Below are 16,351 nucleotides of genomic sequence, written 5' to 3' on the forward strand. Positions count from 1 at the left end.
TAATCTTCTACAGCTCTTCAATCTCTTTTCTGTAGACTTTGTTAAAGTGATGAGTGTAGACATCTTTCATCGTCTGTCCTTCATCATACGTTTGCAGGGCTAACATTTTTAAATCTAAATAATCTTTGTTTCTGATCTTAGAAACTTTACTTTTAAAGTATATATTCTCGGCAAAGTTGTATTCTTTGCTTTGTTTTTCAAAATTTTCCAGGGCTTTGTCATACCTTCCCAGCTCGAAATAAGTCACTCCTAACTGGTAATGATCAAACATTCCCTTCACATAACCTCTGGTTGCCAGAAGCCTTTCTATAATCCCTGCAGCCTTTTCTTTCTGACTTAATGCACTGTAGGACATAGCTCTCACTACATCCAGATTATAGTCCCCGTTTTGAGACCTTCCTAAGTCTCCGGGATAATATTTTTTTAATTCATCTAAATCCTGAATAGCACCTTTATAGTCTCGTAAAAACTGAAACTTGGTCCACCCTCTATAACCAAGATGCATTTGGGGGGTTAAAGCAACTGCTTTATCAATTAAAATTTTCCAGGTCACAAAATCCCCGTTTTTAAGATATGGAACGGCTTTTTCCATATAAGCGTGGGAGAAATCAGGACACAGCTTAATCGCTTTATCAAAGCCTTCCTGAGATTCTGCGAAACCTTGTAAATCTGAAGCCCAGTTGTATAACTCACACGCTTTTTTGCAGTTCTCACCCTCTACTGCACTACAGTTGACCTGTGCAATAGTATTGGTGTAAACGATAAGTAACAAAAAGCTAAGGTAATACCTCTGAAACTTTTCCATTTTCAATTTTATAGGTTAGATATTGATAATAATCTACTTTTAAACCTTTTATCTCTTTCGGCATCCAGCCATCGAGTGATTTGTAAACTGCAGCAGCTTATTTTCTAATTCTTCATCCAGTACAGTATCTTTCAGATCTGAGCTCATGTGCTGTAATCTGAAAAGCCTGTCTTTCCTTCACAATTTACTAAAAATCTTACGGTAATATAACCGCTGATCTTCTTTTCAGAATATATATTTTCTTTTTTAAGTTTTTCGCTGACCGCAATTTTTTCGCCTTTGTAGCTAAATTCTTTTGAACCCTGATAATACTGAAAGCTGAAATGTCCGCATTTTTCTGAGCCGCATTTTTTTAAATCAGCATCATCCCGTGCTTTATCAAATTCGATATCACCTACAGTAGCAGGGTATTTTTTACGTTTTTCTCTGTCTGGCAAGATACCAGAACAAAGGAAAGTATTGCAAAAAGATAAACAGCTTTGATCAACACTTAATTTTATTCCGCTGTTCTCCCTAAAAGCGTGCCTTGTGTATTATCATAAACAAAAACGTTCACAATGTCACCTATTTTCTGCCCTTCAAGCTGATCGAAGACACATACGGCATTCTGAGAGTTTCTTCCTTTCCATTGGTTTTTGTTCTTCTTGGAAATTCCTTCAATCAGAATCTGATGCATTCTTCCAACATAAGATTTCATTCTTTGTTTTGAAAGCTCACCCTGAAGTGCAATAACCTCAGCAAGGCGTCTCTGCTTCACATCAGCAGGAATATTGTCTTCCATCTTCTTGTGAGCCGGAGTTCCAGGTCTTTCTGAGTAGGCAAACATATAACCATAGTCATATTCTACTTCTCTCATCAGGCTTAAAGTATCCTGGTGGTCTTCTTCTGATTCATTACAGAATCCAACAATCATATCCTGAGAAAAGGCTACTTCAGGAACAATCTCCTTCGCTTTTCTGATCAGATCAAGGTATTCTTCACGGGTATGCTGTCTGTTCATCGCTTCAAGCATATTATTGCTTCCACTTTGTACAGGAAGGTGAACATATTTACAGATGTTATCATGCTTTGCCATCATTTTGAATACATCCAGACTCATATCCTGTGGATTTGATGTAGAGAATCTGATTCTCAGTTCCGGAACGGCTTTAGCCACTAAATCAAGAAGCTGAGCAAAGTTTACAGCCGTTGCTTTCTGAATTTCAGAAGCTTTGGCAAAATCTTTTTTAGGCCCTCCTCCATACCAAAGGTAAGAGTCTACATTTTGTCCTAAAAGGGTAATTTCTTTATATCCGTTGTTAGCAAGATCTTTACATTCATCTATAATAGAGTGCGGATCACGGCTTCTTTCTCTTCCTCTGGTAAAAGGAACTACACAGAATGTACACATGTTATCACAACCTCTGGTAATGGTAACAAATGCGGTAACTCCGTTTCCTCCTAAACGAACAGGATTAATATCTGCATAGGTTTCTTCTTTGGAAAGAATTACGTTAATCGCATCTCTTCCATCATCGGTTTCTTTTAAAAGATTGGGTAAGTCTCTATAAGCATCCGGGCCTACAACAAGATCAACCAGTTGTTCTTCTTCTAAGAATTTGGTTTTCAGTCTTTCAGCCATACACCCTAAAACCCCCACCGTCATATTCGGTTTTTCTTTTTTCAGGTTTTTAAACTGGGAAAGACGCATTCTTACGGTCTGTTCTGCTTTTTCTCGAATGGAACATGTATTTAAAAGAATCAGGTCTGCTTCTTCTACCTTCATTGTTGTATTGTATCCCTGTTCATTAAGAATGGATGCAACAATTTCAGAGTCAGAGAAATTCATCTGACAACCGTAGCTTTCTAAAAACAGTTTTTTAGAATTTTCCGGTCTTTCAGCAATGGCAAAAGCTTCGCCCTGTTTCGTTTCGTCTATATATTTTTCCTGCACGATAATCAATTTAAGGTCCGCAATTTTAAATTACGAATAAATAAGTCTGCAAAGATACAAAATATTGTGACAGAATGTCAGGATTATCTTTCAGTAAATGCTATTGAAAACTGTACCGGAAATGAAATTCTCTCAACAATAGGAATATCTTTATAAAATGCTGGTATCCAAACCTTTTTTATCCTTGCAAGAGTCCTCATAAAATCATTATTGAAATTTTTATTATCTACCTCAGGATAAATTCTAGGTTTAATAATATTCCCGTCTTTACTGATATAAAATTCAAGATTTACTTTCCCGTTAAGCTGGTAATCCTCGAAAATCATCATAAAATTATCATGAAATATTGTATGAAAAGCTTTTGCACCTTCCGGGTATTTGGTGTGTGCTACAAATTTGTTGGCATCATAACCCGGCTGATAATTGCTCATCAGATCCTTGGGATATAAAATAAATTCAGCAATAGCCCCAATTTTCCAGCCTTTTGTTTCAGCCGGTTTCCACTTTTTAAGATTTTTAAGAAGCTCCCTGGACAGATCATACGCACATTTGTTTCTTGCAATATTAGCTGTATCCGAATCTTTGATGAATTTAACTTCAGCTTTTTCTGTTACAATAATTCTTGGCTGATAAATCTCTTTTTCATCACACTCCTTAAATTTATTATTAACAAAGTATTCATGGGCGTCTTTATAGAAGTTAACAATCCCTCCTTCATAAAAACTTTGTTTTTCCGGGTATTCATCAAGTATCTGCGCTTTAGACATAGATACAAAAGCCAGAAAAAACATAAGAAAAATATTTTTCATTACTGTGTTGAAATTATTTAATCAATATCTGTTGAAATTGAAGAGAAGTTCATTTTAACTTTAATCTGTGAGGCTACAGGCTGTCCGCTACAAGACGCTGGCGTCCAGTTTTTCTTTATTCTTCTTACTACATACTGCATATCATCAAAAAAAACTTCGCTGTTCTGCACTTTGGGCATTCCTTTCACATCTACTACTTTTCCTTTAGCATCAAGTACCAAAGTAAATGTAAAGTCTCCTGTAAGCGCATAGAAATCTGAATTAAGATAGGCATACATGTATTTGTTCAGAATATCTTTGTAAGCAGCAACCCCTCCTTCATAAGCAGCCGGTTTAAAATCATTACATTTCACGGCAATCTGCATAAAAGGTTCTTTAATATCTATTTTTAAAATATTTTTATTGCTATCTCTTATGAAAGCATCATCCCGTTCTTCCTGATCCTGTGCAAATGAAAAATTCACTGCACACAAAGCCAAAAATAAAAGTATTGTTCTCATAATTTTGTTTAATAATAATGAGCAAAGGTAAATATTTAGCACATTTATAAAAAAGAAAAACTTCACGCAAAGCATGAAGTTTTATATATAGATTCTGAATTTCAGATAACTTTCCGATTATTTATTTCTTCTTACAGCAGTCCTTTGATGTGTTTATAATTGGTCTTTACCGTTTCAAAAACCTCATCCATTTTACCACCAAGCATAAGTTGCGCCATGGATTTTGTCATTCCCATGATCTGATCAAATTCAATTTTAGGAGGGAGAGCAAGTGCATTGGGGTTGGTAAAGATATTCAGAAGATAAGGGCCATTATGATCTAAACATTCTTTGATTGCACTTTCCACTTCTTCGGGAAGATGTACATTTTTCCCGGGATAGCCCATTGCATGAGCCACCATAGCAAAGTCCGGATTAATCATATCGGTTTCATTATCCGGCATTCCGCCAACTTCCATTTCCAGCTTAACCATTCCAAGGGTTCTGTTGTTGAAAACAATCAGTTTTATTGGTAATTTATACTGAAAAATAGTTGCCATATCTCCCAATAGCATAGACAATCCTCCGTCTCCACACATGGCAATAACCTGTTTTTCGGGATGAGATAAAGCAGCTCCGATTGCCATCGGCATAGCGTTGGCCATTGATCCATGATTAAAAGAGCCGAGCATCTTCCTTTCACCTGTTCCTGTAATAAACCGGGCTCCCCATACACAGCACATTCCGGTGTCAACAGTAAAAATAGCATCTTTTTTAGCAAGCCTGTCTAAAGTATAGGCCACATATTCCGGCTGGATAGCATTCTCTTTTCCAAAATCCTTTACATACTCCAACTGATTTTCTTTTACTTTATCATAAAATGCCAGCTGCTCATTCAGAAAATGAACATCTGTTTTTTCTTCCAGTAAAGGAAGCAATGCCTTTATCGTTTCTTTGATATCCCCCGCAAGGCCTAATTCAAGTTTTGCTCTTCTTCCTAATCTTTCCGGGCTTTCGTCTATCTGTACAATTTTATTTTTTACCGGCATGAACTTCTGGTACGGAAAATCAGTCCCCAAAAGAAGAACCAGATCTGCTTCGTGCATGGCATGATATGCTGAAGGAAATCCCAACAGTCCGGTAAGCCCCACTTCATTAGAATTATTAGGCTGAATGGCCATTTTCCCCCGGAATGAATACCCTACGGGTGCTTTTAAAAGTTTAGACAATTCTATAACTTCGGCACTCGCCTCCCCTGCTCCAACTCCACAGTATAAAGTTATTTTTTTGCTGCCATTCACTAATGTCGCCAGCTGCTTCAGTTCATCATCGGAAGGTCTTATAACAGGATTGGTTTTAAAGATTTGGGTAGAAGTAGATCCTTCTTCAGCATCCAGTTCGGAAACGTCTCCCGGAAGACCTATCACAGCAACGCCTTTTTTGGAAATTGCATGTTGAATGGCAGTCTGAAGAGTTCTTTGTACCTGCTCCGGGCGGGTAATCATCTGATTATAATAACTGCAGTCATCAAACAGTTTTATTGTATTGGTCTCCTGAAAGTAATCCATTCCCATTTCATCACTGGGAATCGTGGAAGCAATCACCAGCATAGGAACATGAGATCTGTGCGCTTCATACACTCCATTGATCAAATGAACGTGACCCGGTCCACAACTTCCTGCACACACTGCCAAACCATCAAGTTCAGCCTCTGCGGCAGCGGCATAAGCTCCTACTTCTTCGTGCCTTACATGAATCCACTGGATACTGCTTTTTTTGACAGCAATATTCAGATGGTTGAGACTGTCGCCGGTTACTGCATAAATTCTTTTCACATTGGCATTTTCGAGCATTTCAACAATCTGCTCTGCTATGTTTTTGGCCATAATTATTCTGTTTTGGTGGTTGTTTTGGTGAAAAATAGTACTTGACAGGAATACTAGCGTCCCTGGCTCTATCAAATTTAGCTAATAAAGTTGGAACTCTCATCCGGTCTCAATGTTAAAACTTTGTAATTTAACTTTGATTTTTTTAATATTTAAACCTCACAGGTTTTGAAAACCTGTGAGGTTTAGCATTAGCCATCAACAAACGGCAAATGAATTGATTTAAAACAAAACAGCCACCCAAAAAGGCGGCTGTTTATATAATATGCTTCAGATTTACATTACGATTTCGATCTGATTTCTCAGTAGATCTTCAAACTCATCTCTTTTACGGATCAAATGTGCTTTTCCGTCTAAGAATAGTACCTCAGCAGGTTTTAGTCTTGAGTTGAAGTTTGAACTCATTTCAAAACCATAAGCTCCGGCATTGTGGAAAGCAAGAATATCTCCTTCTCTTACCTCATTCAGTTTTCTGTCCCAGGCGAAGGTATCCGTTTCGCAGATGTTTCCTACTACTGTATAAATTCTTTCTGCTCCTTTTGGATTGGATAGGTTTTCGATCATGTGGTAAGAATCATAGAACATTGGACGGATAAGGTGGTTGAATCCAGAATTCACCCCCACAAAAACAGTAGCCGTTGTCTGTTTGATCACATTAGCTTTCACCAATAAATATCCGCTTTTCCCAACTAAGAATTTTCCAGGTTCAAACCATAATTCGAATTTTTTTCCTGTAGATTTTGAGAACTCAGAAATTACTTTTTCTACTTTTTTACCTAATGTTCTCACATCAGTTTCTTCTTCACTATCCTGATAAGGGATTTTGAAACCGCTTCCCATATCCAGATATTTCAGATTTGGGAAATGTTCAGAAAGTTCCAGCATAATCTCCAAAGCCTGCAGGAATACATCCGGGTCTTTGATCTCACTTCCTGTATGCATGTGAAGTCCTTCCACATTCAGGTTTGTACTTTTCATCACTCTTTCGATGTGACGAACCTGGTGAATAGAAATACCGAATTTACTGTCGATATGCCCCGTTGAAATTTTATAGTTTCCTCCAGCAAAAATATGTGGGTTGATTCTTACCAAAATAGGATACGAATTTCCGTATTTATTCCCGAACTGCTCAAGAATAGAAATGTTATCAATGTTTATATGAACTCCAAAGGTCATTGCTTCTTCTATTTCAGCAAGATCAACACAGTTGGGAGTAAACAATATCTTTTCTTTTGAAAATCCTGCCTTTAATCCAAGTTTTACTTCATTAATGGATACACAATCCAAAGAAGCGCCCAGATTCTTGACATACTTAAGGATATTGATGTTTGTCAACGCCTTCGCTGCGTAGAAGAACTTTGTATGTTTTAAAAAAGAAGATGTAAGTTTTTCGTATTGAACTTTGATAGATTCCGCGTCATAAACATACACCGGGGTGCCAAACTCATTGGCAATCTTTAATAATTCTTTTGAATTCATAATTTCATTTTAACATAAAAAAAGGCAGATTCTTATAAAAAGAGCCTGCCGCATTGATTATTTTTTATGCAAGACAACTCTTTTAAATATTCCAAACCTTAGAGAACCTTACAGCTCCCTTTTTTCCAGTTTTAATTTGTTTAAAATTTTGCATTGCTTCTATTTATTTTTTGCAAAAATACTATTTATTTTTTATTATACGAAAATTGATTTGAAAAGCATCTTCTTTCAGATCAACTTGTAAAGTACTAATTCCTATATCATTTCGGCAAAGGCAGGGTTTCAAAATCGCTGCGAAGCAGTGCCAGCTGCAGTTCATTATTCAGATCGGTGGAAGATAGCGGAAGGTCAATTTTTAACTTAGTCAGCTTGCTCAACGTCTGAATCTGGGTAAACAGCTCATAAAAACCAAATGAAACCACTTTCCCGTTTTCAATGATTAAAAATAATTTCTCTCCCAGTTTTCTTCCCTGTCCCAGCCATAGTTCATTCCTCTTTCTGAATTCAACTCTCTGTTTCAGTACTGAAAAATCTTTAAATTCTTCCTGAGTCCCAATAAACTGAACGGCTTTTGTTCCTTGCGTAAATGATCTGAATTTTAAAACTGGTTTTTCGGTTTTATTGAGTGTATTTTTCTCAACTACATATTTATTATTTCTAAAATAAAGCCCGAAAGGCAGAACTTCTTTCTTTTTAATATTCTTGGAATTAAGAATCAGCTTGGCAATAATGTCTGTTCCGGTAAGCTCAAAATTAATCTGTTCAACATCTTTCTGAATCTGTTCCCATTTTTTCGATTTGGAATTGAAAACTTTTTTGGAAAATTTGTTGATATCCTGAACATAATCTGAGAACATAATCCGTCCCGCTTCATCCTGAAAATAAACAAAGCCTTTATCATTCGGAAGGTCCTGAGTAAGCTCTTTGATCTTGTTGATGTAGGTTTTTGCATTAGACTCATCATGTTGTTTCTGAATGATTTCGTTTTCGATATCTTTTGAAATCAGAAGTTTGAAAAGTTCTAATGTAGCTCTTGCATCACCTTCAGCCCTGTGGTGATTGGTTAAAGGAATTCCCAGAGATTTCACCAGTTTTCCCAGCGAATAACTTACCTCATCAGGAATCAGTTTCTTTGCCAAAGGAATTGTATCTAAAGTGCTGGTTTTGAAGTCATACCCAAGCCTTTTGAATGACTGACGGAGCATTCTGTAATCAAAATCAATATTATGACCTACCAATGTTGTATTTTGAGTTATCTCGATAACTCTTTTGGCAATTTCATGAAATTTTGGAGCAGTTTTGACCATTTTTGGGGTAATACTGGTCAGTTTCTGCACAAAAGGAGTAATATCACTTTCAGGGTTTACCAGAGATATAAACTGGTCAGTAATTTTCTGACCATCATATCTGTAGATGGCGATATCGATAATGCATTCATTTCTATAACCTGCACCATTACTTTCTATATCTATAATTGAATACATTGAATGTGTGTTAACTGCTGTTTTGTCATTTATATTTAAAACCGAAGCTTTATTCCCCGATAAAATCCGGTTCTATTTTTTACTGTTATGTAAAGATAACCTGCTAAAATAACAAAAAATATATCAAAATATAGCAGGTTATCCTTCAAAATTATCTTCTTCTGCCTCCCAGGCCAAACATTCCGAGAATAGCTTTTGCTCCTTCTCTCATTAATGTAGAGGTAAAAGTACGGCCGGCTTTACTCTGCAATACCTGCTCAAACATTCCGGGTTCTTCTTTTACCGGTCTTGTCTTTTGAGTCGGTGCTGGATTTTGTGCAGCCTGTTCCATTCTATTGGTTAGCATTTCATAAGCAGATTCTCTGTCAACAGGCTGCTCATATTTTGCAACAAGTGCCGATTTTGAGGTCAGATCTGAGATTTCTGATCCACTCAAAACATCCATTCTTGATTCCGGAGAGATCAGATAAGTATGTACTAATGGTGTAGGTATTCCTTTTTCATCAAGAGCTGTAACAAATGCTTCACCAATTCCCAAATTCTGGATCAGGCTGGAAGCATTGTAATATTCTGTGGTAGGATAGTTTTCAACGGCTTTGGAAATCTCTTTTTTATCTTTTGCTGTAAACCCTCTTAAGGCATGCTGTATCTTCAATCCCAATTGAGAAAGCACATTTTCAGGGACATCACCAGGAATCTGAGTAATAAAATAGATCCCCACTCCTTTGGAGCGGATCAGTTTTACCATTGTTTCAATCTGTGAGAGAAGAGCTTTAGACGCTTCATCAAAAATCAGGTGAGCTTCATCTATAAATAATACCAGCTTTGGTTTGCCACTATCCCCTTCTTCAGGAAACGTCATATAAATTTCTGCAAAAAGCGAAAGCATGAACGTAGAGAAAAGCTGCGGTTTATTCTGAATGTCAGATACTCTTAAAATATTAACGACTCCTTTTCCGTCTCTTGTTTCCAGTAAATCATGAACATCAAAGCTTAATTCACCAAAGAATCCTGCCGCTCCCTGCTGCTCCAAAGCCACAATAGATCTTAAAATTGTTCCAAGAGATGCTGGCGCAATGGATCCGTAATTGGCTGCAAGCTCAGCTTTTCCTTGTGCATTATCTGTAACATACTGCAGTACTTTCTTCAAATCATTAAGATCAATCAATGGAAGCCCTTTATCATCACAGTATTTGAAAACAATAGACATGATACTTTGCTGAGTATCGTTAAGTTCAAGAATTTTACTTAGTAAAACAGGTCCGAATTCTGTAACGGTAGCTCTCAGTTTCACTCCTTCCCCTCCTGAAATACTCATCAGTTCTACCGGAAAGCTTTGTGGATTATAAGGGAGCTGTGTTTTGGCATACCTTTCTTCAATAACAGGATTCATCTGGCCTGCTTCTGCAATCCCTGAGAAATCTCCTTTGATATCAAGAACCAAAGAGGGAATTCCTGCATGAGAAAGCTGTTCTGCAAACACCTGTAATGTTTTCGTCTTACCGGTTCCCGTAGCTCCGGCGATAAGACCATGGCGGTTAATTGTTTTCAGGGGAATGGTTACGTTTACTTCTGTAACCACTTCACCATCCAGCATTCCCTTTCCTAATATAATATGCTCGCCTTTTGGAGTGTATCTAGCGTTGAGTTCTTCAATAAATTGTGTTTTGTCTGCCATTTGATCGCTTTTTTAAACTTATAAATATAGAATTTTTGAAGAATATTTAAAGATATTTTCTAATGAACTTATCTTTATTTCTTCGAAAAATAAATTTGTATCTGCATAAACAAATTTTAAACCATATGCATTAAATCCTCCACTAATATATGATTTCTGCAGAGGACATGATAAAAAACAGCATTTGCAGATTCATACTATCTAAGGCATTCTTTTTGCTGAAAAAACAACACATACTAAACATATGTTTAACAAAGTATTGAAAGAAACTATCAATGGGATTTAACATTTCATTTAGAATTTATCTAATACTTTGTATCTTTAACTCATTAAAAAAAGACCCCAATGAAAATTGAACAAATATATACGGGCTGTCTGGCTCAGGGTGCCTATTATATTGTATCAGAGAATGAAGCAGTCATTATAGATCCTTTAAGAGAAGTAAAACCTTATCTGGATCGTCTGGAAAAAGACAATGTCATTTTAAAATATATTTTTGAAACTCACTTCCATGCAGATTTTGTATCAGGGCATTTGGATTTAAGCAAGAAAACAGGTGCTCCGATTGTATATGGACCTACTGCTGCTCCTGAATTTGAAGCCATCATCGCTGAAGACAATCAGATTTTTGAGATCGGAAAAGTAAAAATAAAGGTAATGCATACTCCGGGACACACCATGGAAAGCAGTACTTACCTTTTAATAGATGAGAATGGTGTTGAAACAGCAATTTTTACGGGTGACACTTTGTTTTTAGGAGATGTCGGCAGACCAGATCTTGCGCAAAAAGCAACTAATCTTACTCAAGAAGACCTTGCGGGGATTCTATATGACAGTCTTCAGAACAAAATCATGCCATTGAATGACAGCATCACCGTTTATCCTGCTCATGGTGCAGGTTCTGCTTGCGGAAAAAATATGCAGAAGGAAACGGTAGATATTTTAGGAAACCAAAAGAAAACGAATTATGCGCTTAATCAACCCGATAAAGCCTCTTTTATCAGAGAAGTTCTTGATGGTTTAACGGCACCACCGAAATATTTCGGAATGAATGTGGCTTTAAATAAAGGAGGATATGAAAGTCTGGATGTTGTGATGGACAAAGGGCTGCAACCTGTAGCACCGGAAGATTTTGAAGCACTGGCTGAAGAAACCGGGGCATTAATTCTGGATACAAGAGGAGCTGCAGACTTCCATAAAGGATTTGTTCCCAACTCTATCAATATAGGATTGAAGGGTGATTTTGCCCCTTGGGTAGGAAACCTAATCGTGGATGTAAAGCATCCTTTATTACTGATAACAGATGAAGGAACTGAGGAGGAAGTAATTACCAGATTAAGCAGAGTAGGTTTTGATAATGTAGTGGGATATCTGAAAGGAAGTTTTGAAGCCTGGAAAAATGCAGGTAAGGAAATTGATGAGATCAAAAGAATTACCCCTGCTGAATTTGCTGAACAGTTTACAGAAGATGCAAAAGTAATTGATGTAAGAAAACTGACTGAATATTCTGCAGAGCACATTGACAATGCTTACAATAAGCCACTGGACACTATCAGTGACTGGGCCCGCACAATAGATGATTCGGAACACTTCTTCCTTCACTGTGCAGGCGGATATAGAAGCATGATCGCAGCAAGCATTCTTAACTCACACGGAATCAGAAATTTCACTGAAATAGAAGGTGGTTTTAACGGCATTAAAAAAACGGAAAAATTCCCAACTACAGACTTTGTATGCCAATCCAAAACGTTGTAAGATCATGAAAAATAAGTTTTTTGGACTTGTTTTAGCATCAGTTTTTACGCTAAGCGCCTGTAAAACAGCTCATATCGCAGAAACACCCAAAGCCAGCATCACACAAGTTGTCAACAGTTCTGATGTAACATTGGTGGATGTCAGAATTCCGGAACAATATGCTGCAGGAACGGCAAAAAATGCCATCAACATTCCATTGGCAGAGATTCAAAACAATATAGAAAGCCTTAAGGGTAAAAAAGTTGTTGTATTCTGCAATAAAGGAGTTCAGGCAGATCAGGCTATGGAAATTCTGAAGAAAAACGGAGTGGAAGCGTATGATGGTACTAGCTGGAAGAACGTAAAAGCTATCCAGGACGAAACAAACAAAAAAGCAAACTAATAAAACCAAAATATGTCACAAAAATTTCAGGAAATCATTGATTCCGACAGGCCTGTACTGATCGATTTTTTTGCAACATGGTGCCAGCCTTGCAAAGTACAATCTTCAGTATTAAATACCGTAAAGGAAAATATCGGCGAAGGAGCCAGAATCATAAAGGTAGATGTAGATCAATATCCCGCACTGGCAGCTCAATACGGGGTGCGCGGAGTACCTACACTGGCGATTTTCAAAAAAGGAGAAATCCTATGGAAAGAAAGTGGTGTGCATGATGTGAATACCCTCACCCAACTTTTACAAGAATATGCTTAAAACTGTGATTTTTCACAGTTTTTTTTATAACTCCCACAGATCGCACGGATTTTCACAGATGTTTCTCCTTATTTTTCTTTATATAGAAATTAAAAACCTGTGAAGATCTGCGAAATCAGTGGGAAAAATCTAAAATTCAATCGAAAAAGAATCTCTGTCATTTAAAAACTGGAAATGGGTTCTGAAATCTTTCAAATCATTCATATTCAGTTCTGCAGAGACAAGATTACCCAGTTTCTGAGAAATTTCTTTTCCGTCAGCAAAGAAACAGTGGGAGCTTTCCTGATAAAACAGGTCATTTCCATCTATCCCGATTCTGTTTAAGCCAAAGACAAAAGACAAATTTTCAATAGCCCGGGCTTTCAGTAGATGTTCCCATGCTCCTACCCTTTTCTCAGGCCAGTTGGCCACATACAAAATAGCATCATAGTCATCGTTATTTCTTGCAAAAACAGGAAAACGCAGATCATAACAAACCTGAAGCAAAAAGCGTATTCCTTTATACTCAACGATTACCCTGTCTTTTCCGGGTGTATACACTTTATCTTCTCCGGAAAAGGAAAACAAATGCCTTTTATCATAAAAAGATGTTGTCCCGTCCGGCTGTACAAAATACATTCTGTTGTAAAAATTTCCGTTCTGTTCTACCGGAGCACTTCCGCAGAATGCTGTATTTTTCTCTTTTGAGATCTTTTTCAAAAACTCCAGTGATTCATTATTTCTATCCGAAACCTCAGAAACATCCATACAGAAGCCTGTTGAAAACATTTCAGGAAGAAGAAACAGATCTGCTTCCACATTCTGAAGTTCTTTTTCTATGAGTTTAAAATTTTCAGCTTTATTTTTCCAGATGATATCTAAATTAAGCCCTACAACTTTCATCTTTTATTCTTTTTAAATTATTCTAAATGTGATGTATAAAAATACAGCTTTTATCTTTACAAATAAAGAATTAAACGGCCGAAAAAAAAGTTTCACGCTCCAAAATGAGGTTATATTTCATAATAATTTATTAAAGTCTTTCATTTTTATAATAAGGGCTCTCTTTCGGTTTCATTTTTGATAGAGATATTTTTTATACTATCCTTAAAAATTTAAAATTTATGAAGAAATTGTTTTTTATGGTGATGATTTTCTTTTTTGGGGCTATGGCTAACGCTCAGGCCTGGACAGGAAAAGGAGATCAGAAAGTACAACTGGGGCTGAGTGCCTGGGGATATGGAACCGGAGTAACAGGAACTTATGACTATGGGCTCAACAAACTTATTTCAGTGGGAGCCGGAATCAATGGCTATTTTGACAATTATAAAAACAACGATAAGGATAATCGTGTTTTTGTTTTCGGGAGATTGAACTTCCATTTACAGGAAGCACTGAACCTGCCTTCAAAATGGGATATCTACCCTGGGGTAGACCTTGGAGTGCTCGGAAGAGACTTCGGAGTTGGTGCTCATATTGGAGCCAGATATTTCTTCACAGAGAAAATAGGAGTCTTTGCAGAGGTAGGTAATAACGGCAGCCTTGGGGTTTCTTTCAATTTATAATCAAATCGTCTTTAAATATGACAAAGCTTCTCGTTTCGGGGAGCTTTTTTATTTGGCATAGTTTTGATAATTGTTACCTTTGCAAATTAAAATCTAAAATTTATTAATGGAAATAGCAATCAAACTTTTTCAGTTCATTCTGAGCATCTCTATACTTGTGCTTCTTCATGAGCTTGGGCATTTTTTACCGGCAATATGGTTCAAGACCAGAGCAGAGAAGTTTTTCCTGTTTTTTGATCCTTACTTCTCCATATTCTCCATGAAGAAAATCAACGGAAAATGGCAGTACAAATTTTTATCAAAGAACCTGCCGGATTCTGAAGTAATAGAGGTGAACGGAAAGAAGGAAGAAGTTCCTATCGATATATCAAAATTACCGGAAAACGACTGGAGAAAACACCCTGAACAAACCAAATACGGAATCGGATGGCTTCCTTTCGGAGGATATGTGAAAATTGCCGGAATGGTAGACGAAAGTATGGATACTGCCCAAATGAAAAAACCGGCAGAACCATGGGAATTCAGATCGAAACCAGCTTGGCAGAGACTTATTATTATGTTGGGAGGGGTTACTGTTAACTTTTTCCTTGCGTGGTTAATCTACAGCTGTTTATCTTTCTTCAATGGAGAAACGTATACGGATATTACAAAATTCAACAATGGTATTGAAGCTTCTTCTGCAGGAAAGAAAATGGGGTTCCAGAATGGTGACAAAATCATCAGCGTAGACGGAAAACCTGCGGAGAGACTTGAAAATACATCAATCAATATTCTTTTAGGAGATCATGTTACCGTAAACAGAAACGGCCAGGAAGTTACTTTCCCGGTAAATGCTGACGGTGTTGCAGATGTTCTTAAGCAGCGAGAAGCGAAATTATACATTACTCCAAGGGTTTCTATGGTCATTGATTCATTGGCAACTCCTTCTTCACAGGCATCTGGTCTTGCAAAAGGAGATAAAATTGTAGGAATCAATGGTAAGAAAGCCGCATTCTTTGATGAAGTAAGCACTCTTTTAAGTGAAAATAAAGGAAAAACGATTACCGTGGATGTTGAAAGAAACGGAGCTTTACAGACATTACCGGCGGTTTCTGTTGATAAAAACGGAAAACTGGGTGTAGCAATTGATACAAAAAGCATTGCAAAAGCTATCGTTACGAATAAAAAATATTCTTTTGGAGAGGCTATTCCAAGAGGATTTACAAGAACTATTGAAGCATTAACTACTCAGGTTAAGCAGTTCAAAATCATGTTCAACTCTAAAGTTCAGGGATATAAAAATGTAGGAGGGCCTATTGCGATTGTAAAGAATATGCCTGTAGATAAAGATGCAGACGGAAGCTTTAAGATCAACTGGGTTGCTTTCTGGAGCTTTACAGCGATGTTCTCCGTATGGTTGGCATTCCTGAATCTTATTCCTATTCCGGGACTTGATGGCGGACACGTTTTATTTACATTATATGAAATTATTGTAGGAAAACCGGTTCCTCAGAAAGTATTGGAAAATGCACAGATGATCGGAGTTATCTTCCTGTTAGGATTGATGTTACTGATCTTCGGAAGCGACATCTTCAAGGTATTTACTGGGAAATTATAATTTTTTTTAATTTTTTCATAAAAATATTTGTAGGGTATAAATATTCGTCCTATATTTGCACCACTTAAAACAAAGGACATTCCTCCTTAGCTCAGTTGGTTAGAGCATCTGACTGTTAATCAGAGGGTCGCTGGTTCGAGCCCAGCAGGAGGAGCAAAAAGACTTACAGAAATGTAAGTCTTTTTTATGCCTTACTATGAACAATTTT

At 37.0% G+C, this 16,351-nt stretch carries 15 protein-coding genes and 1 tRNA gene; 6 read left to right on the forward strand and 10 right to left on the reverse strand.

Annotated features, from left to right (window positions below):
• Positions 1 to 7: 7 nt before the first annotated feature.
• From OL225_RS19600 to OL225_RS19640, 9 genes are all read right to left on the reverse strand, one after another.
• Positions 8 to 805, reverse strand: coding sequence for a tetratricopeptide repeat protein (locus OL225_RS19600; RefSeq protein ID WP_264519303.1), 798 nt, complete (start codon positions 803 to 805; stop codon positions 8 to 10).
• A gap of 143 nt (positions 806 to 948) precedes the next feature.
• Positions 949 to 1,242 (reverse strand): hypothetical protein, encoded by a 294-nt coding sequence (locus tag OL225_RS19605; RefSeq protein WP_264519304.1) that lies wholly within the window; start codon positions 1,240 to 1,242, stop codon positions 949 to 951.
• Between the two features lie 59 nt (positions 1,243 to 1,301).
• Entirely contained in the window at positions 1,302 to 2,738 is a 1,437-nt protein-coding gene (miaB, locus tag OL225_RS19610) for a tRNA (N6-isopentenyl adenosine(37)-C2)-methylthiotransferase MiaB (protein ID WP_264519305.1), read from the reverse strand.
• An 83-nt stretch (positions 2,739 to 2,821) separates the two neighbouring features.
• Positions 2,822 to 3,547 (reverse strand): energy transducer TonB, encoded by a 726-nt coding sequence (locus OL225_RS19615; protein WP_264519306.1) that lies wholly within the window; start codon positions 3,545 to 3,547, stop codon positions 2,822 to 2,824.
• A 17-nt stretch (positions 3,548 to 3,564) separates the two neighbouring features.
• Complete coding sequence (locus tag OL225_RS19620; RefSeq protein ID WP_264519307.1) at positions 3,565 to 4,047, reverse strand: hypothetical protein; 483 nt, start codon at positions 4,045 to 4,047, stop codon at positions 3,565 to 3,567.
• A 131-nt stretch (positions 4,048 to 4,178) separates the two neighbouring features.
• The gene (locus OL225_RS19625) at positions 4,179 to 5,912 is read right to left on the reverse strand and encodes a thiamine pyrophosphate-dependent enzyme (RefSeq protein ID WP_264519308.1); all 1,734 of its coding nucleotides are present in this window, start codon (positions 5,910 to 5,912) and stop codon (positions 4,179 to 4,181) included.
• A gap of 276 nt (positions 5,913 to 6,188) precedes the next feature.
• Positions 6,189 to 7,391 (reverse strand): diaminopimelate decarboxylase, encoded by a 1,203-nt coding sequence (gene lysA, locus OL225_RS19630; RefSeq protein ID WP_175627301.1) that lies wholly within the window; start codon positions 7,389 to 7,391, stop codon positions 6,189 to 6,191.
• Between the two features lie 260 nt (positions 7,392 to 7,651).
• Complete coding sequence (locus OL225_RS19635) at positions 7,652 to 8,875, reverse strand: PolC-type DNA polymerase III (protein ID WP_264519309.1); 1,224 nt, start codon at positions 8,873 to 8,875, stop codon at positions 7,652 to 7,654.
• 151 nt (positions 8,876 to 9,026) lie between these two features.
• On the reverse strand, positions 9,027 to 10,553 hold the full coding sequence (locus OL225_RS19640; protein WP_047377253.1) for a helicase HerA-like domain-containing protein: 1,527 nt from the start codon (positions 10,551 to 10,553) through the stop codon (positions 9,027 to 9,029).
• A gap of 345 nt (positions 10,554 to 10,898) precedes the next feature.
• On the opposite strand from OL225_RS19640, the gene OL225_RS19645 reads away from it, so the two are divergent.
• The 3 genes from OL225_RS19645 to OL225_RS19655 are packed head-to-tail and all read left to right on the forward strand — an operon-like array spanning position 10,899 to position 13,002.
• A complete protein-coding gene (locus OL225_RS19645; protein WP_047377252.1) occupies positions 10,899 to 12,308 on the forward strand; it encodes an MBL fold metallo-hydrolase in 1,410 nt (469 codons plus the stop codon).
• A 4-nt stretch (positions 12,309 to 12,312) separates the two neighbouring features.
• Positions 12,313 to 12,690, forward strand: coding sequence for a rhodanese-like domain-containing protein (locus tag OL225_RS19650; RefSeq protein WP_052184708.1), 378 nt, complete (start codon positions 12,313 to 12,315; stop codon positions 12,688 to 12,690).
• A 12-nt stretch (positions 12,691 to 12,702) separates the two neighbouring features.
• Entirely contained in the window at positions 12,703 to 13,002 is a 300-nt protein-coding gene (locus OL225_RS19655; protein ID WP_264519310.1) for a thioredoxin family protein, read from the forward strand.
• Between the two features lie 129 nt (positions 13,003 to 13,131).
• Here the strand turns inward: OL225_RS19655 and OL225_RS19660 are convergent, their stop codons facing one another.
• Complete coding sequence (locus OL225_RS19660) at positions 13,132 to 13,884, reverse strand: nitrilase-related carbon-nitrogen hydrolase (protein ID WP_264519311.1); 753 nt, start codon at positions 13,882 to 13,884, stop codon at positions 13,132 to 13,134.
• 221 nt (positions 13,885 to 14,105) lie between these two features.
• Between OL225_RS19660 and OL225_RS19665 the strand changes: the two genes are divergently transcribed.
• The 3 genes from OL225_RS19665 to OL225_RS19675 all read left to right on the forward strand — a co-directional run bounded on the left by OL225_RS19665 (position 14,106) and on the right by OL225_RS19675 (position 16,297).
• Positions 14,106 to 14,546, forward strand: a complete 441-nt coding sequence (locus OL225_RS19665) for a DUF6646 family protein (protein ID WP_264519312.1) — start codon at positions 14,106 to 14,108, stop codon at positions 14,544 to 14,546.
• A gap of 106 nt (positions 14,547 to 14,652) precedes the next feature.
• On the forward strand, positions 14,653 to 16,143 hold the full coding sequence (gene rseP, locus OL225_RS19670) for an RIP metalloprotease RseP (protein ID WP_047377247.1): 1,491 nt from the start codon (positions 14,653 to 14,655) through the stop codon (positions 16,141 to 16,143).
• Positions 16,144 to 16,223: 80 nt separating this feature from the next.
• Positions 16,224 to 16,297 (forward strand) — tRNA-Asn (locus OL225_RS19675).
• Positions 16,298 to 16,351: the final 54 nt, after the last annotated feature.

It is taken from the genome of Chryseobacterium viscerum, from assembly GCF_025949665.1.
GTDB lineage: Bacteria > Bacteroidota > Bacteroidia > Flavobacteriales > Weeksellaceae > Chryseobacterium > Chryseobacterium viscerum_A.